The 19261-nt window shown below is 65.0% G+C and carries 18 protein-coding genes and 2 riboswitches; of the genes, 9 read left to right on the top strand and 9 right to left on the bottom strand.

Annotated features, from left to right (window positions below):
* Positions 1–78 precede the first annotated feature (78 nt).
* Together PE058_RS02935 and phbB are read left to right on the top strand one after the other, a co-directional pair.
* Positions 79–1269 carry an acetyl-CoA C-acetyltransferase gene (locus PE058_RS02935; protein WP_020083974.1) on the top strand — a complete coding sequence of 397 codons (1191 nt, stop codon included), beginning with the start codon at positions 79–81 and terminating at the stop codon, positions 1267–1269.
* Positions 1270–1434: 165 nt separating this feature from the next.
* Positions 1435–2163: an acetoacetyl-CoA reductase gene (phbB, locus tag PE058_RS02930; RefSeq protein WP_020083973.1), complete on the top strand. Its 729-nt coding sequence runs from the start codon at positions 1435–1437 to the stop codon at positions 2161–2163.
* Positions 2164–2487: 324 nt separating this feature from the next.
* On the opposite strand, the gene PE058_RS02925 is transcribed toward phbB, so the two are convergent.
* From PE058_RS02925 to gloB, 3 genes are all read right to left on the bottom strand, one after another.
* Entirely contained in the window at positions 2488–4575 is a 2088-nt protein-coding gene (locus PE058_RS02925; RefSeq protein ID WP_271029791.1) for an NYN domain-containing protein, read from the bottom strand.
* 318 nt (positions 4576–4893) lie between these two features.
* Positions 4894–5325: a cupin domain-containing protein gene (locus PE058_RS02920; protein WP_271029790.1), complete on the bottom strand. Its 432-nt coding sequence runs from the start codon at positions 5323–5325 to the stop codon at positions 4894–4896.
* A gap of 19 nt (positions 5326–5344) precedes the next feature.
* A complete protein-coding gene (gene gloB / locus PE058_RS02915; RefSeq protein ID WP_020083970.1) occupies positions 5345–6115 on the bottom strand; it encodes a hydroxyacylglutathione hydrolase in 771 nt (256 codons plus the stop codon).
* Between the two features lie 191 nt (positions 6116–6306).
* Between gloB and PE058_RS02910 the strand changes: the two genes are divergently transcribed.
* Entirely contained in the window at positions 6307–7020 is a 714-nt protein-coding gene (locus tag PE058_RS02910; protein ID WP_271029789.1) for a class I SAM-dependent methyltransferase, read from the top strand.
* Between the two features lie 107 nt (positions 7021–7127).
* On the opposite strand, the gene metW is transcribed toward PE058_RS02910, so the two are convergent.
* The gene (metW, locus tag PE058_RS02905; RefSeq protein WP_020083968.1) at positions 7128–7760 is read right to left on the bottom strand and encodes a methionine biosynthesis protein MetW; all 633 of its coding nucleotides are present in this window, start codon (positions 7758–7760) and stop codon (positions 7128–7130) included.
* Positions 7760–8980 carry a homoserine O-acetyltransferase MetX gene (metX, locus tag PE058_RS02900; protein ID WP_020083967.1) on the bottom strand — a complete coding sequence of 407 codons (1221 nt, stop codon included), beginning with the start codon at positions 8978–8980 and terminating at the stop codon, positions 7760–7762. The genes metW and metX overlap by 1 nt, the downstream gene beginning before the upstream one ends.
* A gap of 74 nt (positions 8981–9054) precedes the next feature.
* Positions 9055–9133, bottom strand: a riboswitch (SAM riboswitch).
* A 244-nt stretch (positions 9134–9377) separates the two neighbouring features.
* On the opposite strand from metX, the gene PE058_RS02895 reads away from it, so the two are divergent.
* Entirely contained in the window at positions 9378–9674 is a 297-nt protein-coding gene (locus PE058_RS02895; RefSeq protein ID WP_156827154.1) for a hypothetical protein, read from the top strand.
* A gap of 39 nt (positions 9675–9713) precedes the next feature.
* On the opposite strand, the gene PE058_RS02890 is transcribed toward PE058_RS02895, so the two are convergent.
* Positions 9714–10502, bottom strand: coding sequence for a hypothetical protein (locus PE058_RS02890; protein WP_020083965.1), 789 nt, complete (start codon positions 10500–10502; stop codon positions 9714–9716).
* 412 nt (positions 10503–10914) lie between these two features.
* Between PE058_RS02890 and PE058_RS02885 the strand changes: the two genes are divergently transcribed.
* On the top strand, positions 10915–11130 hold the full coding sequence (locus PE058_RS02885; RefSeq protein ID WP_020083964.1) for a hypothetical protein: 216 nt from the start codon (positions 10915–10917) through the stop codon (positions 11128–11130).
* A 42-nt stretch (positions 11131–11172) separates the two neighbouring features.
* On the opposite strand, the gene PE058_RS02880 is transcribed toward PE058_RS02885, so the two are convergent.
* A complete protein-coding gene (locus PE058_RS02880; RefSeq protein WP_271029788.1) occupies positions 11173–12402 on the bottom strand; it encodes a hypothetical protein in 1230 nt (409 codons plus the stop codon).
* 301 nt (positions 12403–12703) lie between these two features.
* Here PE058_RS02880 and hisC point away from each other — a divergent pair, with 301 nt between their 5' ends.
* The 4 genes from hisC (at position 12704) to crcB (ending at position 16028) form a co-directional block, all read left to right on the top strand.
* Positions 12704–13807, top strand: coding sequence for a histidinol-phosphate transaminase (hisC, locus tag PE058_RS02875; protein ID WP_271029787.1), 1104 nt, complete (start codon positions 12704–12706; stop codon positions 13805–13807).
* On the top strand, positions 13804–14757 hold the full coding sequence (locus PE058_RS02870) for a prephenate/arogenate dehydrogenase family protein (protein ID WP_271029786.1): 954 nt from the start codon (positions 13804–13806) through the stop codon (positions 14755–14757). The genes hisC and PE058_RS02870 overlap by 4 nt, the downstream gene beginning before the upstream one ends.
* Positions 14758–14773: 16 nt before the next feature.
* Positions 14774–15454: a gamma-glutamylcyclotransferase gene (locus PE058_RS02865; protein ID WP_271029785.1), complete on the top strand. Its 681-nt coding sequence runs from the start codon at positions 14774–14776 to the stop codon at positions 15452–15454.
* Positions 15455–15514: 60 nt separating this feature from the next.
* A riboswitch (Fluoride riboswitch) is annotated at positions 15515–15575 on the top strand.
* Between the two features lie 72 nt (positions 15576–15647).
* On the top strand, positions 15648–16028 hold the full coding sequence (gene crcB / locus PE058_RS02860) for a fluoride efflux transporter CrcB (RefSeq protein WP_020083959.1): 381 nt from the start codon (positions 15648–15650) through the stop codon (positions 16026–16028).
* Between the two features lie 87 nt (positions 16029–16115).
* Here crcB and PE058_RS02855 read toward each other — a convergent pair whose 3' ends face one another.
* Positions 16116–16550, bottom strand: a complete 435-nt coding sequence (locus PE058_RS02855; RefSeq protein ID WP_020083958.1) for a hypothetical protein — start codon at positions 16548–16550, stop codon at positions 16116–16118.
* A gap of 268 nt (positions 16551–16818) precedes the next feature.
* Positions 16819–19257, bottom strand: a complete 2439-nt coding sequence (locus PE058_RS02850; RefSeq protein ID WP_271029784.1) for an adenosylcobalamin-dependent ribonucleoside-diphosphate reductase — start codon at positions 19255–19257, stop codon at positions 16819–16821.
* Positions 19258–19261 lie beyond the last annotated feature (4 nt).

Here is a 19261-nt window from a genome sequence, read left to right as displayed (position 1 = left end):
CTTGATGCATGTCAAAGACGGCTCCCCCACCCAAAGGCCAAGAAACGCCCCAGATTTCCCCCCGAGGAGGAAGCACTCATGAGTGCGGATAACACCACTATCGTCATTGCCGGTGCAGCCAGAACGCCCGTCGGCTCGTTCAACGGCACCCTGGCGAGCCTTCCGGCTCACGAGCTCGGAAAGGTTGCCATCACCGCCGCCCTCGAGCGTGCCAAAACCGCCCCTGGTGACGTTTCCGAGGTCATTCTCGGCCAGATCCTGACGGCCGGACACGGACAGAACCCGGCTCGCCAGGCCTCTCTCGCGGCAGGCATTCCCGTCGACACCCCGGCCTGGGGCATGAACCAGATCTGCGGCTCCGGCCTGCGCGCCGTAGCCCTCGGCCTCCAGCAGATCCAGACCGGCTCGGCCTCGATCGTCGTCGCTGGCGGCCAGGAAAGCATGAGCCAGTCCAAGCACGCGGCTCACATGCGCGACGGCACCAAGATGGGCGACGTGAAGTTCGTCGACACCATGATCAAGGACGGCCTCTGGGACGCGTTCAACAATTACCACATGGGCACGACGGCCGAGAACGTCGCCCGCCAATGGCAGATCAGCCGCGCCGAGCAGGATGCCTTCGCCGTTGCCTCGCAGAACAAGGCCGAGGCTGCGCGCAAGGCCGGCAAGTTCAAGGACGAGATCGCACCGGTCACCATCAAGGGCAAGAAGGGCGACGTCGTCGTCGACACCGACGAGTACATCAAGGACGGCGTGACGCTCGATAGCATCGCCAAGCTGCGCCCCGCCTTCGATCCGAAGGAAGGCTCCGTGACGGCAGCCAACGCCTCCGGCATCAACGACGGCGCTGCCGCCGTGGTTCTCATGACCGCCGAGGAAGCCAAGAAGCGTGGCGTGAAGCCGCTCGCGCGCATCGTGTCCTGGGCACACGCGGGCGTCGATCCGTCGATCATGGGCACCGGCCCCATACCCGCCTCCAAGAAGGCGCTGGAGAAGGCGGGCTGGACTGTCCAGGATCTCGATCTCATCGAGGCCAATGAGGCGTTCGCCGCGCAGGCGATCAGCGTCAACAAGGGCCTCGGCTGGGATACCGACAAGGTGAACGTCAACGGTGGCGCCATCGCCATCGGCCATCCGATCGGTGCCTCGGGCGCACGCATCCTCGTGACGCTGCTCTACGAAATGCAGCGCCGCGACGCGAAGAAGGGCCTCGCCACGCTGTGCATCGGCGGCGGCATGGGCGTCGCCCTCTGCGTCGAGCGCGACTAAGGAAAGCGATCCTCCCCCTACCCAAGGGGGGAGGAAACGCCCTATCCACCGCGACCATTCTCCGCACGTGCTGCTTCATTTTGGTGACTTCCCGCTGCGTTGGCGGGAGGGCTACTCACCGGCACCGCAATCAAACAGAAATTTGCTCTAGGGAGATCTCCACTCATGACCCGCGTCGCAGTCGTTACCGGTGGCACGCGTGGCATTGGCCACGCCATCTCGATCGCACTCAAGAACAAGGGCTATCGCGTCGCCGCGAACTACGCTGGCAACGACGCCGCCGCGCAGCAGTTCCAGGTCGAGACCGGCATCCCCGTCTACAAGTGGAACGTCGGTGACTACGACGCCTGCGCCAAGGGCGTGGCAGAGATCACCAAGGCCCTCGGCCCCATCGACGTGCTGGTGAACAACGCTGGCATCACCCGCGACGCCATGCTCCACAAGATGACGCCCGAACAGTGGCGCGAGGTCATCAGCGTCGACCTCGACTCCGTCTTCAACATGAGCCGCCTCGTGATCGACAGCATGCGCGCCCGCAGCTTCGGCCGCATCATCAACATTTCGTCGATCAACGGCCGCAAGGGCCAGATGGGCCAGACCAACTACTCGGCCGCCAAGGCCGGCATGCACGGCTTCACCAAGGCCCTTGCCTTCGAGGGCGCTGCCAAGGGCATCACCGTCAACACCATCGCACCCGGCTACATCAACACCGAGATGGTCGCCGCTGTGCCGAAGGAAGTTCTCGAAAGCAAGATCCTGCCGCAGATCCCCGTCGGCCGCCTCGGCACCGTCGAGGAGATCGCTCGCGCCGTGGCCTTCCTTGCCGCTGACGAAGCCGGCTTCATCACTGGCGCCTGCCTCGACGTGAACGGCGGCCACTACATCGCCGTCTGATCTCGCCTCGAAGATCCGAAATTAGGAAAGGCCGCGGAGCACCCTCCGCGGCCTTTTTCTTTTCCGTGTTTAACGGACGCGTGTCTGGATCCCGGCCTCCGCCGGGATGACGTACTTATTTGGGCGGTCTGCTCTCTTACTCGTCACCCCGACGAAGGTCGGGGTCCAGACACGCAGAAGAAGAGGCGAGGACAAAGCTGCGGCCCAGGGCTCGGCTGGAAACAGGCTCTCACCGAAGGAACGTCCGGGATCACGCATATCCAAAAAGAAAACCGGCGGCCCTCGTGGAGACCGCCGGCTTTTTTTCTGCGTGAGAGCGCGTCTTTACCCGCGCAGACGCGAGCGAACGATGCGCGGGAACTCATCCTCGGGCTCGGCCCCGAACGCCTGCGAAGGCTGCGGCGCACTCGGCAACCCGCGGCTCTCCGGCGCCGGCCAGCGATCGGCCACCTGCTGCTGGGGCGGTGGCACACCATAACCCTGCGGTGCCGACGGACGAGCCGGCGCCTGCTGAGCCGGTGCAGCCGCGCGCTGCGACGGCGGCGCGCCTCCAAACCAGGCATCGATGAGATCGATCTCGTCGGCCGAGAGGTTGAGCCCCTGCGAGCGGCAGCGTGCCACCACGAAATTGCGGAACCGGCTGGCGAACAGGTTGGCGGAAGCCCCCTGCTCGAACCAGGGATCGGCCTCGCTCACAACTTCCAGCACGAAGCGGACGTCGTCGCGGCGCACCTCGAGACCCATCTCGCGTGCGCGCTGCACGATGTTGATAAGCGTCTGCTGGCCGGAGAGATTGTTGGCCGTGATCTCCTCCGCCATCACCTCGAACAGCACACGATATTCGGGCGGCGACAGCGGCGGCGCCTGGCAGGCTTCGTGAATCCGCGCGATCGACTGCTGGATCTGCGAGGCCTGATCGACACTACGGGCCGACGGCTGCTGCGGCGGCACCGGTGCGCGCGGCGCGGCATAAGCTTCCGGCTGCGGAGCAGCGGGAGCCGGAGCCTGGTGGGGCGGACGCGCAGCGAAGGCGCCAGTCGCCTGCTGTGGAGTCGGAGCTTCAGGCATCGGCGCACGCGGAGCCGGGGCACCAAGCTGCGTACGATCCGGCGGCGGGGCGAAGAACGGCTGCGAACCGTAGGCTTGCGACGGCTGCGCTTCGCGCGCCTGAGGAGCGCGCTCCTGCCGCGCAGGCAGGGGCTCGTCACGCCGGTCAAACGACGGCTGCGGAGCCCGCGGCATCTCCCGCATCGGCTCGCCAAGCTCGGTCCGCGTTTCGCGCGGAAGCGCATAACGCGCCTCCTCGTAGCGCGCATCCACGCGAGGCTCGGCACCACGCGGATCGCGTTCGGCGATCGGGCGCTCGGCACGCGGCGCATCGAAACGCGCGTCCTTCTGGGTCTCGGGACGGCTCTCCGCGCGGCGGCTCTGGGGCGCTTCGAAGCGCGGCTCGAAACGGGCCTCCGGCAGCTCGGGTGCGCGCTCGCGTGCAACCGGCGGCTCAGGACGCGTCTCGATCTCGCGCGAGATCTGCCGCGTGGGCTCGTAGGCGAAATAGGGAGGCTGGTCAGTGAGCTTGATGTCCTTGGGCAGCGCCTTGCTGAGGAGATCGCGGAAGCTTCCCGCACCTCCCCAAGAGGATCCCACGGTCTTGTCGTGCCCCAGCGTGCGCACGGCGCGATCCGCCAATGCCTCGAGCGGAACCGGCTGCGCTGCGGAGCGCACAGTTCCCACGACTTCGGCGACGATGGACTTGCGCATCCCTTCGAGCTCGGCGGTGCTCGGCGCACGCAACTCGCCGCCCGTCTTCACCTCGGCCTCGATGCGCCCTTCGAGCAGCAGCGAGATCAGATCAGCCTCGCGCACCTCGCCATCGCTGATGGCCGTATAGGGCTGTGCCGTATGATCGTTCGCGAACACCACGGTGCGGCGCGCATGCGCGCGAAGCCGGTGCAGAACCGGCGTGAAGTCCGCGTCTCCCGAGAGCAGGATAAACTCGTCGAAGCGCGTCTCGTGATTGAGCACGTCGCGCACGTCCATCACCATCCGGATGTCGGCGGAGTTCTTGAGCTGGGCCGTCAGCGGCGGGCAGTCGACCACCTCGAAGCCCGCGCGCAGAAAGTGGTGACGCACGAACGGAAACGAGTTCATGTCCGTCGAGTTGTCGTTCGCATTGCGGCGCGGAACCGGGTTGCCGTAGCACCGGCTCATCACGATGCGCCGCGGCGCCACGAAGTTCGAGCCGTTAGTCGGCGTGATCAGCCGGCCGCTCTCGATCTCACGCAGCCACAGCGCCGCGTCCTTCGCGAACCGCTTCGCGGCCTCTTCGTTCTTTCTTTTCAGCGACAGGTAGATGTTGTCGTAATCGACAAATACCGTACTGAGAACAGCCCCGGTGGACTCCACCTTCATGTTTAGCAACCCCCGCTGCGCGCATACTTTTCCCTATTGATTCGCACTCTTTACGAGTCGGGTTTGAGCGGCAAGCGTAGGGCGGACCCGGTCCCCAGGAATTGCTCGAAGGCTAGAAAAATCAATAACCTGACCTCGTCGAGTTCACATAATGAGTGGTGGAAAACTCAAGGCATCGCCCCAACCGGTTCCAAATTGCCCCCGAACCTGACGGCCGCCATGCGAATCCGGCGTTTCGGACACCCCCGCTCAGCCGGTCGCGGCGAATGACCAAAACCGCATGACTGGGCCGCCGGTCAGGGCCTCTGCCGTGCTGGATCAGGAGGTTGCGGCACCCGGCACGAAATCCGGCGGCGCCATCTCGAACCCTGCGAACTCGAACCCCGGTGCGACGGTGCACCCGACCAGCGTCCATGCCCCGAGCGACCAGGCCTGTTGCCAATGTCCCGTGGGCACATGTCCCTGCGGACGCTCCCCATCGAGGAGAGCGGGGCCAAGCCGCAGCGTTTGAGCCGTGGCTCCGGGAGCGGCGATCGAAAGCGCGAGCGGCGCCCCCGCATACCAATGCCAGACCTCCACCGCATCCACCCGATGCCAGCGCGAGACCTGTCCCGCCTTGAGCAGGAAATAGATCGCGGTCGACTGTGACCGGCCGCCGGTCTGCGCCGCATCACGAAACGTCTCGCGGAAATAGCCGCCCTCGGGATGAGGCGCGAGGCCGAGAGCCGCAATGATCTGATCGGCATCCATGCGTGTGGGCCTCTGCGTCTCAGAAGCGGTTCTTGCGCTCGCGAAGATCCGCGAACACTTTCCAGTCCGGCGCCGAGGAAAGCCCCAGCCGCTCGCGCAGATCCTGCCTGTCGACGCGCAGGAACACGTTGGTTTCCCGCTCGAGATCGATGCGCGTCGGAAGCGTGGCAGCCCCCGCGGCACGCGTCGCCTCCGCGTCCTTTAAACGCTGCTGGAGCAGGGCGTTCTCCGGCTCGATCGAAATCCCGAATTTCGCGTTCGAGACCGTGTATTCGTGGCCGCAATAGACGAGCGTCTCGCCTGGCAAGGCCGCGATCTTCACGAGCGAACCCCACATCATCTCGGCCGTGCCTTCCAGAACTCGGCCGCAGCCCATCGCGAACAGCGTATCCCCGACGAACGCGACCCCGGCCTTCTCGATCCAATAGGTGACATGACCTATGGTGTGCCCCGGAGTATCGAGCACGCGCACCGAAAGACTGCCGAGCGGCAGCACGTCGGGCTCGCCCACCGCCACGTCCAGGCACGGAATGCGTTGCGCTTCGCCACGCGGCCCGATCACCGTGCAATGCGTTTCCGCCTTGAGCGCCGCGATCCCGGCCGTATGATCGGCGTGATGGTGTGTCACAAGAATATGCGTGAGCCGCCAGCCCCGCTCGTCGAGCGCCCGGGTCACGGCAGCCGCATCCGGCGCGTCGATGGACAGCGTCACGCCCCCGTCCGCGTCATGAACGAGCACGCCGTAATTGTCTTTGAGACACGGAAACTGATGGATTTGCGGTTGGGTCATGTTTCTTGTGACTCGCCCGCATTGCATGAGGGGCTCTGGAGCAAGGCTAGAGTGCTTCCGGAGAAGTGTGAAGCGGTTTTCCGCGGTAAGGCGCGAAGCGGCGCCACTCCGGCGCGCCCGAGCTTGTCATACCGGGGCCGATCGGGCGAAAAGAGACCGGGTACGAGCTAGAACAGGACCCCCTGAGACGCATGCATCTCGACGTCGCCACTCTGCGGGATTTCTACGCGACGCCGCTCGGCCAGATCGCGCGACGCATTCTCGCTCGCCGTATCCGCTCCCAGTGGGGGCCTGCACCGGGCGAAACGGTCGCGAGCCTCGGCTTCGGCACGCCGTTTCTCGGCAGCTACCGCAACGACGCGCGAAGCTTCGCGGCCTTCATGCCCGAAAGCCAGGGCGCACTCATTTGGCCTCCCGCCTCGCCGATCCTTTCGACGCTGGTCGAGGAGGGATCTCTCCCCGTGCGGGACAACGCCATCGATCGCCTGCTCGTCATCCATTGCCTCGAAGTCGCCGAGCAGGTCACCCCGCTTCTGCGGGAGCTCTGGCGCGCGCTGGCGCCGCAGGGCCGCCTCCTGATCGTGGTGCCGAACCGGCGCGGACTATGGGCACATGTCGACACCACGCCATTTGGCTACGGACGCCCCTACAGCCGCTCGCAGCTCGACGTGCTGCTCGCGCAATCGCTCTTCACGCCACTGAGCTGGACCACGGCGCTGCACCTGCCCCCCTTCGACCGCAGCATGCTCGTGCGCTCCGCCACCGCGTGGGAACGCATCGGCACGCGGATGTCTCCGAGGTTCGGCGGCGTTCTCATGGTGGAGGCGCGCAAGGAGATCGTGGCCCCGGTCAACGGCAAGCCCGCACGCGCCAAGGCGTTCCGCAACCTCGTCACGGCCCGCTGACGCAGATCGACACGCCTCGCCCAGCTTACGGATAGAGGACCGAACCATGATCGCTTCGGACCCGTCAGTCCGAAACGTGACTCGTCGGTCTCATTAGAGACCTGGAGCTAGCCACGCCGCTTCAACTTGAACACGGCCTTTTCACCGAGCAGGTTCTGCAGCGACAGCGACCGGCGTATGGGCAGCCGCTCGCCTTTGCTGTTGAAGGCCACTCCTTCCTCCACCTCCGCATCGACCAGCGCGACCAGATCCACGAAATCCTTGATCGTGCAGAGATGCGCGTCCGCGGTCGTGTACCAGGGCTCGGGCAGATTGGGCGTCATCGGCATGCGCCCCGTGAACAGAAGCTGCGCGCGGATCTTCCAGTGTCCAAAGTTCGGAAACGACACGATGGCCCGCCGCCCGATGCGCAACAGATTGGTGAGCACCGTCTTCGGATCGCGCGTCGCCTGGATGGTGAGCGACAGAACCGCGTAGTCGAAGGCCTGATCCGGATAGTCGGCCAGATCCCGGTCGGCGTCGCCCTGGATCACGGAGAGCCCGTGCTTCACGCAGAGATTGACCTTCTCGCGCGAAAGCTCGACGCCGCGCCCATCGACGCCCTTGGTCTCCGCGAGCAGCTTGAGGAGAGCACCGTCCCCGCAGCCCACATCGAGCACGCGCGACCCGGGCGCTACCATTTCCGCGATCAGCAGATGGTCTGCGCGCTGCTGACCGGCGAAAGGAACCGCTTTCTGCATCAGATCCCCCTCGCGTAGGCGGCGAGGCCGCGCTTGGCCGCGGCCGCCGTCAGAAAGCCGCGCACCGTGGCGTGAAACTCGGGCTCCTCGAGCAGGAATGCGTCATGGCCCTTGTCGCTCTCGATCTCGACGAAGCTCACGTTAGCGGCAACCGCGTTGAGCGCCTTCACGATGGCCTTGCTGTCGCGCGTCGGATAGAGCCAGTCGCTCGTGAACGACACCACGCAGAACTGCGTCTTCGTCCCGACAAAAGCGTTCGCGAGCTTACCGCCGTGCGCATTCTCGAGATCGAAGTAGTCCATGGCGCGCGTGATGTAGAGATAGCTGTTGGCATCGAAGCGATCGACGAACGTAGACCCCTGGTGGCGCAGGTAGCTCTCGATCTTGAAATCCGCATCGAACGAGAACGAGCGCGCCGCGCGGTCCTGGAGATTGCGCCCGAACTTGCCCTGGAGCGCCTTCTCCGAGAGATACGTGATGTGGGCCGCCATGCGCGCCACCGCGAGCCCGTTCTTGGGAACGACGCCGTCCTCGTAGTAGTTGCCGCCACGCCAATCCGGATCGGCCATCACGGCCTGCCGCCCGACCTCGTGGAACGCGATGTTCTGCGCGGAATGCCAGGGCGCCGTGGCGATCGGAATGGCCGTCGCCACGCGCTCCCTCTGCCGCGTCACCCATTCCAGCACCTGCATCCCGCCCATGGAGCCGCCAATCACCGAGAACAACTGATTGATTCCGAGATGGTCGATGAGGCGCACTTGCGCATCCACCATGTCGCCGATGGTGATGACAGGAAAGTCGAGACCGTAGGGCTTGCCGGTTTTCGGGTTGAGGGAGGCAGGCCCTGTCGAGCCCATGCAGCCGCCGAGGATATTGGGGCAGATGATGAAGAAGCGATCCGTATCGACCGGCTTGCCCGGGCCGACGAGCGCCTCCCACCAGCCGGGCTTGCCGGTCACGGGATGGCGGCTGGCCACGTGCTGGTCACCCGTCAGCGCATGACAGATGAGAATAGCGTTCGACTTGTCGGCGTTGAGGGTGCCGTAGGTCTGATAGGCGATCGAGAGCGGCGCGAGCAGCTGGCCGGATTCGAGCCGCAAGGGCTTGTCTTCGGGAAACACGACCGTCGGACTGGAGGGACGGCTTACCTCGGAAAGCCGCGCCTCTACCCTGGGTTCGCCGGAACGGTCAGCCCCTTCGGACGCGGAAAACGTGCCCATGCCTTGCGCACTCCCGACCCGTCCATGACGGGATCTCGACACCGGCCCTGACCTGAGGCCGGCCCAACCGAAATATCGGGTGTGCGACGGCCCATTTAGCGACTTATTTAACGTGGCTGCAAGCCGGCCGGCCAAATCACCACGAGCGAAGACATTCTGAATATCGGAGCTTGCCCGCCGCGGTCAAGGCCGGGGGGATGACGCACGTCGCCGGCCGGGAACCGGCCCTGGGTAACAGCGTTAACTAATCCTAAATCCCGGCTCGCCGATGGTAGGGCGAGCTTGGGTAAGAACGCGCCCCGCCGGAGGTTCTGAAAGCCACACCCGGCGGCCGAAAGAAGACCAGGACCACCGCCCCACATCGACATGCACCCCCAACCTGGGTTAATTTAGAGCTATGAAAACTCTTGGTCTCTTCAAAATGATCGTGGCCGCGGCTCTGCTCGCTGTGCCTGTCGCTTCCGAGCCGGCTTTCGCCCAGAAGGCCTATGCGAAAGAGAAGCCTTTGCGTGGCGTCGTTCGTCCGGCGCCCCGTCGTGGCGGATACTCCTACAAGTATCTGCAGGGCACCAACACGCGCCGCTTCGTGGACCCCACCGTCCAGGCTCAGACCAACGCCGGCCCGTTCGACAACGGCTTCTTCTTCTCCACGCCGAACGCGCCGCACGGCGGCGACAGCCCCTATATGCAGTGAGCTGCGGAGCCGGATCGGCTCTGCGGCATTGCCTATCTCTCACGTCGTTCCATTGACGGAAAAATAGACGCTGGCGGAGCCTTCCCAATGGCCGCCAGAGGCTGAGCTGATGGTGGTCGAAAACACCATGTAGCCTTCGAGGTAGTTCCAGTTCGCCCAGAGATCTGCCGCCGGCAGGAACTTGAACGACACCTTTCGGCACCCGCTGTCGAACTTCACATACTCCAGAACCTGCCGATAGCTCGCCTCCACGGTGCAGGTGAGCCCACGGGGCGCGCCGTCCGCATACGCGACCTCGATCTCACCCTCCGGCTCGCTCGGGTTGCTCCGCACGAACTTGAAGGAAGACTTGGACGCGGTGAGCCCCGTGATCCCGAGCGCACCACCCCCGCCCGCGCTCGCCGCGGACCCCACGAGCACCGCCCGTCCGAAGTAGGCGGCGGCGACGCCGAGCATCACGCCTAGAACGAGACCGACCAGCAAAAAGAACAGATCCCGCGAGAGGGCACGCGATCGCGCGGGCAGACGCTCACGGACACCGCCATGCGCGACCGCTCCTCCGCCATGATGGGAGATCGCGGCGGCCGGCTCCACGGGCGCAGGCTGCGGGCGGCCGAACCGGCCCGCATGCTCACTCAGAACGCGCGAGGCCTGCTCGTCGAACGCCGCGAGCGCGCCCATTCTGGCGTGCTCGTCGTAGGCCGGGTTCATACAGATCTGCTGCCAGAAAGCATTCCGCTCGGCATGGATCAGGTGCTCGAGTTGCGCCTGGTTCGAAACGGCCGACGCCAGCACCCTGTCCCTCAGGTAATCGTAATACGTCGTCATTCCTCAATGCCATTGGCGAGCCGCAAGCTCGCTTCAAGCCTAAGCTAGCGCTTCCCGCCATTCGGTTGATTGGGGCAACCAGACGCAGGGAATACGTCGAAATTCCGGGCAGATAGCCCGCGTTCCCCAGCTTCTACGGCGCGACAAATCTTCTCGACTTCGGCCCTCCGGCCCGCCTCGACCGGCAACGTGGCGGAAAATCCTCCGCCGCCCCCTTCCGGGCCCCAGGGCAAATGACCCGATAAACGCAAGGAAAAGCACCCACAAATCATTCAAATGACGAAGAAATATTCGTTCCAGCATTTCACCATTATACGCTGATTAATTTGCGATCCAATTCGGATCGAATTACAAAACAATGGCCAAAGCAAAACGGCACAAAAACTTAAAACGCGCCAAAGGAGAAACCAGCATGAAATCGGCTTGCATTGCGCTCGCAGCGACCCTTGCCCTCGCCATGTCCGTTCCGGCACAGGCCGGCGGCCGCGGCGGCAGCCACGGCCACGGCGGCCCCGCCATCGGCGTCGGTGCCGGAGCACAGGTGGGCGCCAAGCTCAATGTCCTGAACATCGTGAAAGTCAAGGCTGGCCTCGGGCTTGGCCTTGGTCTCGGAATCGGCGGCCGCTGACTCTTTGAGGGGGCGAGTACAGCCCACCCGACCCTCGCCCCCTCATTGGGCTACCGCATAAGTCAGCCCGATCGCCGCCGTAAAAGCGTCTGTCCGGATATCGCCGAACGAGCTCCTGTAGTCGAGATATCCGATACGCCCATTGAGAGAGAGGTCTTCCACAAGCGGCATCTCTCCGGATAGGGCCACTTCAAACTTCTCATCGAACCGCGCCAGCGCGACGAGATCCAGATCGTCGTAGGAGCGCCGCGTCTGCGATGCGGCGAGCGAGAGAGTTCCCTTTCCAACGGTCCAAACGACTCCCGCGATCGCGACCGATTCGTAGGCCGCGCTAGCGATCAGGAAGTCCGTCTCTTCGAAACCGTAGCGCGCGGAGGCGAAGGCCTTGAGCGTATCCGACAGCTTCATCTCACCTTCCACCGCGTAGCCGTGATGCCACCCATCGGCAAATAGATCGTCACGAAAGTCCCGCCAGAACGGCATATAAAGCCCTCTCAGGGTTCCGGTCTCGCCTGTATACGCGAGCCCAATCGCTGGAAAGAGTGAGACGCTCCCGCGCCGCACGCCGAAATCGTCCGTGCGGGTGAGGTAGTGCTTGGTGTCGACGCCGCCTCCCAGCTCGAGCTCCACATGCTCCGTGAGAGTCATGCGCATTCCAGCCTGTAGCCGGGACGAAAGACGGTCCCGGTCGTCCTGATTGCCGGAGGGCTGGAAGGGATCCGGCAGATCTCGATAATCGAGAAGCGCCGTCTCCGCTTTGAGATAGGGTCTCAGCCGGCCACTGGTCCAGGCGTGCGAAAGCGACACGCTGGTCTCCCCCAGGCGCTCCTCCACGTCGCGCCCGGCAGACGTCGCAAAGGCGAGCAGCGTCTGCTGCCCGGCCCAGTCCTTAGAGAGCGACATCGCGAGACTGGCAGCCCGCTCGTTCGCGTCCTGGAAGGATACGTAGCGCCGCTCCGAGAGATTGAGACCGAGATCCAGCCGGCCTAGGGGCGTGGAGAACACGTGCGCATAGCCGAAGGCCCGGTCGTGAAACGCGCTCGGCACCTCGGCGAGGGTGGGGCCGGCGTTGGATGTGAAGCCGAGACTGCCGCCGAGAACAGCCGCCGAGGTAGCACCGTCCGCGTCGTTGATCCGGCCTTTGAGCCCAGGAGCAGGACGCGGCAGGTTGCTCGCGCCAATCTTGTCCGCGAGGGCCTCATGAGCACCCGTAAAAGAGATGACAAAAGACGATGCAAAAACAAAAAGCAGAAGACGATTTTCAAGCCGCAACGCCGCATCTCCGATAACCTATATTCGATGGTCATTTAGCGAATTGATTCCGCAATTTCGCATTGAAATGAGCTTTCGGCATTCGCGACTAAAAGTTTGTAAAACGGGAACTGAAAAAATCTCCCGTCAGAGATCACCCCTCTCCGCGCGCGGTCTGGAAGGCGCCCCATCTCGTCGAGGGCGTCCCAGCCCCTTGCGATGCTTAATCCTTTGCGCTTTGGCGGCTCCCTCGGTATCACGGGGCCTCGCCTGCGCCGCCCTGGCCAGGCCATCCTGAAAACGACCATCCTGGAAGCCACCCATGGCCCCTGCCGCTCCGAAACCCCGTCCTGGCGTCCTAGACATCGAGGCCTACGTTCCGGGCGAAAGCCATGTTCCGGGCGGGCTGAAGCCTGTGAAGCTCTCCTCGAACGAGACGCCCCTTGGGCCGAGCCCCAAGGCGGTGGAGGCGTTCACGCAGGCGGGCAGCGCATTGGAGCGCTATCCTGACGGTCAGGCCTCGGCGCTTCGGCACGCCATCGCGCGCCGCTTCGGTCTCAATCCCGACCGCATCGTCTGCGGCGCGGGATCGGACGAGCTGATCAACCTCATCGCCCACGCCTACCTGGGGCCGGGCGACGAAGGGCTCTTCACCGAGCACGGCTTCCTGCTCTATCGCATCGTCATCCTGGCAGCCGGCGCGACGCCCGTGGTCGCGCCCGAGACCGGCCTCAAGGCCGACGTGGACGCGATCCTCGCCAGGGTCACCCCGCGCACCCGCGTCGTCTTCCTCGCCAACCCGAACAACCCCACGGGCACCTACCTCGGCATCGACGAGGTGCGCCGCCTGCGCGCCAGTCTCCCGTCCGACGTGCTGCTCGTGCTCGATGCAGCCTACGCCGAGTATGTGCGCCGCAACGACTACGAGGCGGGCCTCGAGCTGGTCGCCACCACCGAGAACACGGTGATGACGCGCACATTCTCCAAGATCTTCGGCTTAGCGGGCCTGCGCATCGGCTGGGCGTACTGCCCGGCAGCCGTCGCCGACGCATTGAACCGCATCCGCGGCCCCTTCAATCTCTCCGCGCCCTCCATCGCTGCGGGCGCTGCCGCCATGGACGACTGGGCCCACATCGAGGCCGCCGTCCACCACAACGAGCAATGGCTGCCCTGGCTCACCAGCGAGATCGAGAAGCTCGGCCTCCGCGTGACGCCGAGCGTCGCCAACTTCATCCTGATCCATTTCCCGGATGGTCCCGGCCGCGATGCTGCCGCCTGTGACGCCTTCCTGAAGCAGAAGGGCATCATCCTGCGCCGTGTGGCGGGCTACGGCCTGCCTGGCGCCCTGCGCCTCACCATCGGCACCGAGGATGAGAACCGAAAAGTGCGTGATGCCCTCGCAGAATTCGTGGGCTCTCACGCATGACGAAAGTGATGTTCGACCGCGTCGCTCTGATCGGCATCGGGCTTATCGGCTCGTCCATCAGTCATGGCTGCCGCCGCGGCGGCCTCGCCGGCTCCATCGTCGGCTCCGCCCGCACACCCGCGACCGTCGAGACCGCCATGCGCCTCGGCCTGATCGAGCAGGGCTTCGTCACGGCCGCCGAGGCGGTCGAGGATGCGGATCTCGTCATTCTCTGCACGCCGGTCGGACTTTGCGGCCCAATCGCCAAGGAGATCGCGCGCAGCCTCAAGCCGGGCGCCATCCTCACGGACGTCGGCTCCGTCAAGGCGTCCATCGTGAAGGACGTGAGCCCTCACGTACCGCAGGGCGTTCACTTCGTCCCCGGCCACCCCATCGCCGGCACCGAGCAGTCCGGCCCGGAAGCCGGCTTCGCCGAGTTGTTCGATGGCCGCTGGTGCATTCTCACGCCCGAGCCCCACACCGATGCGGCAGCCGTCGAGAAGCTGAAGAAATTCTGGGAGGCGCTCGGCTCCAAGGTCGAGATCATGACGCCCGAGCACCATGACCTCGTGCTCGCCATCACGAGCCATGTCCCCCACCTTATCGCCTACAATATCGTCAACACGGCCGCCCATCTCGAGCGCGTGACGGACAGCGAGGTGATCAAGTTCTCGGCCGGCGGCTTCCGCGATTTCACGCGCATCGCCGCCTCCGACCCCATCATGTGGCGCGACGTATTCCTCAACAACAAGGAGGCGGTGCTCGACATGCTGGGCCGCTTCACCGAGGATCTCACCATGCTGCAGCGGGCCATCCGCTTCGGCGACGGCGAGACGCTGCATCGCCTCTTCACCGAGGCCCGCGCCATCCGCCGCAACATCATCCAGGCGGGTCAGGACATCGCGGCCCCCGACTTCGGCCGCACCAAGGGACCGGCTCCCGCAACGCCGCCCTCCGCCAAACGCAAGTGAGGAGCAAGCGATCCCGATGCCCGTAGAGCCCGCCGACACTTGGGTTTTCGGTTACGGATCGCTGATGTGGAACCCGGGCTTCGCCTATGCCGAAGCCCGCCGCGCGCGCCTCACCGGCTTCCACCGCGCCTTCTGCATCTACTCCATTCACTATCGCGGCACCGAGCGCCAGCCGGGGCTCGTGCTCGGCCTCGACCGCGGCGGCATTTGCGACGGCATCGCCTTTCGCATCGCGCCGGAGCGGCGAGCCGAAACGGTCTCCTACCTCCGCCGCCGCGAGTTGATCTACGGCGTCTATCGCGAGACTCTGGTGCCTGTCGTGCTCGGCCACGAGACGGGCGAAGCGCCGCGAACCGTGTGGGCGATCACTTACATTGCCGAGCGCGCACACCCCGCCTACGCCGGCTGCCTCCCCCTCCGCCGCGAGGCGAGCCTGATCCGCCGATCGGCAGGGCGCGGCGGCACCAATCTCGACTATCTCCTGAGCACGCTCCGCCACCTGAAAGAGCTTGGCATCTCGGAACGGAGACTCGACAGGCTCCTCACCCTCACCGGCGCGCTCGCCGCGCGGGCAGCAAGCACCAACTGCGCACGCTCCCCCACGGCAGCCTTGGCACGGGCCTGGGCAACGCGGACATTTGCGACACCCCGCACCGTGCGCGACAACCGTTTCGGCTATCGCGCCAAGCGCGGCTGATCCTTGCGCTGATCCTTGCGCCGATCCTTGCCAAGCCCCCGCGCATCGCGCAGATTGGCGCCGTGGGATGGGAATGGAGTCTCCCGACAACCGCCGCAAGGCTGATGGCTCCTACCAGGCGCTTTCGCGCGGGTAGGAGCTTGCCTCGAGCTTCCCGTGCGGGAGCCTAACGAGGCCCTATGCGGAGACAGGAATGAGAACATCCATTATCGTGTTCATCGGTGCCGGCATCGGCGGACTGATGCGCCATGTGATGAATATCTGGATCACCGCCCTTGCGAGCAGCGGGTTCCCCTACGGCATCCTGACCATCAACGTGATCGGATCGACGGCGATGGGCCTCGCCGCAGGCTGGTTCGCGTCCCGTGGAGAGATCCTGCCGGATCTGAGGCTGTTCCTCGCCACCGGCATCCTCGGCGGCTTCACCACCTTCTCGGCCTTCTCTCTCGACACCGCTCTCCTCATCGAGCGCGGAGAGCCCCTGCTGGCGGCCGTCTACGTTGCGGGCAGCGTGGCCATGTCCCTGCTCGGATTGTTCCTCGGGCTCTGGATGATGCGAGCGGTCCTCGCCTGAAGCGCAAGACGGTCTCTGAAATGCAAATCGCGCCGGACCATTTCAGGTTCGGCGCGAGCAAGGTCTCAAATTCAAAAGAGTTGAGTTCTAATGGCGCGTTCCGGAGATGCGCTCCTCGTTGGCGCCGCAGTCGATCTGACCGGCGCGCAAGTCGAGTTCCACGATCCGGCGCTGCTGAGCGGACGGGGCGAGCAGATGGACGTGAACCTCGTTGGCGCCGAGCCGGGCTCCGCGATGACGGATCTCCGCGAGATTGAGCGAACCCGCGTCGTGCGTCAGGTGGCCAATGGCCAGCACCGAGCGGCGGCCCGAACCATCGCGGCGGACGAGCAGGAAATTGGCAGCCGGAACTTCCGGGCAGTCGAGCAGGTCATAAACGGAATGAACGTAACGCCGCCCCGAAGCCCCGCTCCAGAAATGGAACCGGTCGTTGAGTTCCGAGGGGCTGTCCAGCGCCACGACGGGGGTCTGAGCCGAGCGGCGAGCTCTGATCTCTGCGAGTTGAATGACACGCGCTCCCATGACGAAGTTCCTTTGCCGTTTACGCGGCCTTTGACGCTACCGAACTGACCCTGAGAGTGCTGAGCATTTTCAGCCGAAATATGGCTCCATCTCAGTCATTTCAGGGCAATGACACTGCGGGAAACCTTAATGCGCCGCGCCCGCTTCGCGCTGTCACCTGGGGAACGCCCCTTGCGAGTCATTGAGTTAACCAGTTTCGGGCAGCACTCCCGCCAGGGCCGCTCCCTGCCACGGATCTGTCACGTTTACAGCCCGCCGCGGCCCGGCCTTACTCGCAACGCGAGAACCCGCACGAGCGGCAGACCCAGCACCCGGCTTCCTTCACGTAGGTCTGTGAGGCACATCGCGGACAGCTTCGGCCCAGCGTAGGGGCCACTCCGGCCCTCGACCCGGAACCGCCCGCTGAACGGCGCTCGGCCCCGTCCTCTCCGCCGCCGAGCGACACGGGCTCCGCGATCGGAAGCGAGATTGCGCCATCGGCCGGTGTGAGGAACCCGATCCGCCGCATGTGCGTCTCGATCACCTCGCCGATCGCAGCAAGCAGGCTCGGCACGTAGCGCCCGCCGATCCAGCGCCCACCCTGCGGATCGAACACCGCCTTGAGCTCCTCCGCCACGAACGCCACGTCTCCGCCACGGCGGAACACGGCGCTGATCATGCGCGTGAGCGCCACCGTCCACGCATAGTGCTCAAGATTGCGCGTGTTGATGAAGATCTCGAACGGCCGTCTGCGGCCGTCGCGCTCGATGTCGTTGATCGTCACGTAGATCGCGTGATCGCTCTCCGGCCATTTGAGCTTGTAGGTAAAGCCCGCGAGCACCGTATCGCGATCGAGCGGTTGCGACATGTAGACGACATCGCCATGCCGCGCGGCGGAAATCTCCACCGGCGCCACCGCAACAGCCACAGCCGGAGCCTTTCGAGGAGCTTCGTCCGCAACCGCTTCCTCCGCTCGTGGACCGGAGGAGGTATCGGGAGCCCCCTCGACCGGGGAGAGCACGGCGCCCGTCACCGCGTTCGGCCGGTAGACCGTGCAGCCCTTGAGCCCCAGTTCGAAAGCATCCAGATAGATCGTCTTGAACGCCTCGAACGGAATTTCTGGCGGGCAGTTGATGGTCTTCGAGATGGAGCTGTCCACGTGCCGCTGCATCGCCGCCTGCATCACGAGATGCTCGCGCGGCGAGAGATCGCCCGCGGTGACGAACTGCGGCCCGAGCGGCTCTCGCTCTCCGAACATCCGCCTGAAGCGCGCGTGCGCGAGATCCTCGACCACCTCCGTCCGTGTCGCCCCGTCCTTACCGAGCACACGCCGCGTGTAGCGGAAATCGAAAACCGGCTCGACACCGGACGAAACGTTGCCTGCGAAGAGAGAGATGGTGCCGGTCGGCGCAATCGAGGTGAGGCAGCCGTTGCGAATGCCGTCCCGCACGATGGCGCCGCGCACCTCTGCCGGCAGCCGCACCACGTTGGGAGATGAGAGAAACCGCTCAGCATCGTAGAGCGGGAACGCGCCCTTCTCACCCGCAAGCTCCGCACTCACGAGATAGGCCGCCCGCTCGATCGAAGCCATCCACGACTGCGCGAGCGTCTCGGCTTCCGGCGAGCCGTAGCGCACACCGACTGCAATGAGCGCATCCGCAAGCCCCGTGACGCCGAGACCGATGCGCCGCTTGGCCATCGCCTCTTGCCTCTGCTGAGGCAGCGGGTATCCCGAGACATCGATGATGTTGTCGAGGAAACGGACCGCGACGCGCACCCGCTCCTCGAGCTCCGCGGCATCGATCGCCGCGCCCGCCTCGAACGGATGCTTCACGAGCTGGGCGAGATTGATGGAGCCGAGGAGGCACGCGCCATAGGGCGGCAGCGGCTGCTCGCCGCACGGATTGGTGGCGCAGATCTGCTCACAGTAAGCGAGATTGTTCATCGCATTGACGCGATCGATGAAGATCACGCCCGGCTCCGCGTAGTCGTAAGCGGCCCGCATCAGGCGCTCCCACAGCGCACGCGCCGAGACCGTCCTGTAGACCTTTCCCTCGAAGACGAGATCCCACGGCTTGTCGGCCCGAACGGCAGCGATGAACGCGTCCGGCACGAGCACCGAGAGATTGAAATTGCGCAGGCGCACCGGATCCGACTTTACGTCGATGAACGCTTCGATATCGGGATGCGAGCAACTGAGCGTGCCCATCATCGCGCCGCGCCGCGCGCCCGCGGACATGATCGTTCGGCACATCGCATCCCACACGTCCATGAAGCTCACCGGCCCGGACGCATCCGCGCCGATGCTTCTGACCAGCGCCCCCTTGGGCCTCAGCGTCGAGAAGTCATGCCCGATGCCGCCGCCCTGCTGCATGGTGAGCGCGGCTTCCTTGACGTTCTGGAAGATGGAGCCGAGATCATCCTCGATCCGGCCCATGACGAAGCAATTGAAAAGCGTGACGGCGCGTCCCGTCCCGGCGCCGGCGAGAATGCGCCCCGCAGGCAGGAAGCCGAAGTCAGCCATCGTTTCGTAGAAGCGATCGGCCCAGCGTGCGCGGACGCGTTTTCCGCCTTTCTCGACCGAGGCACCCGCCTCCGCCACGCGCCGGAACGTCTCCGTCAGAGATTCGCCGGGCTGCCCCCCCTGCGCTCCACCGTTTGTGAACCGGTACTTGAGCCGCCAGATCTCCTCAGAGATCGGCGCAAGGAACGTGGGGGCGTCTTTCATCCGC

Source organism: Hyphomicrobium sp. DMF-1 (assembly GCF_027886585.1).
GTDB classification, from domain to species: Bacteria; Pseudomonadota; Alphaproteobacteria; order Rhizobiales; family Hyphomicrobiaceae; genus Hyphomicrobium_C; species Hyphomicrobium_C zavarzinii.
This window is presented reverse-complemented; position numbering and strand designations above follow the sequence as displayed.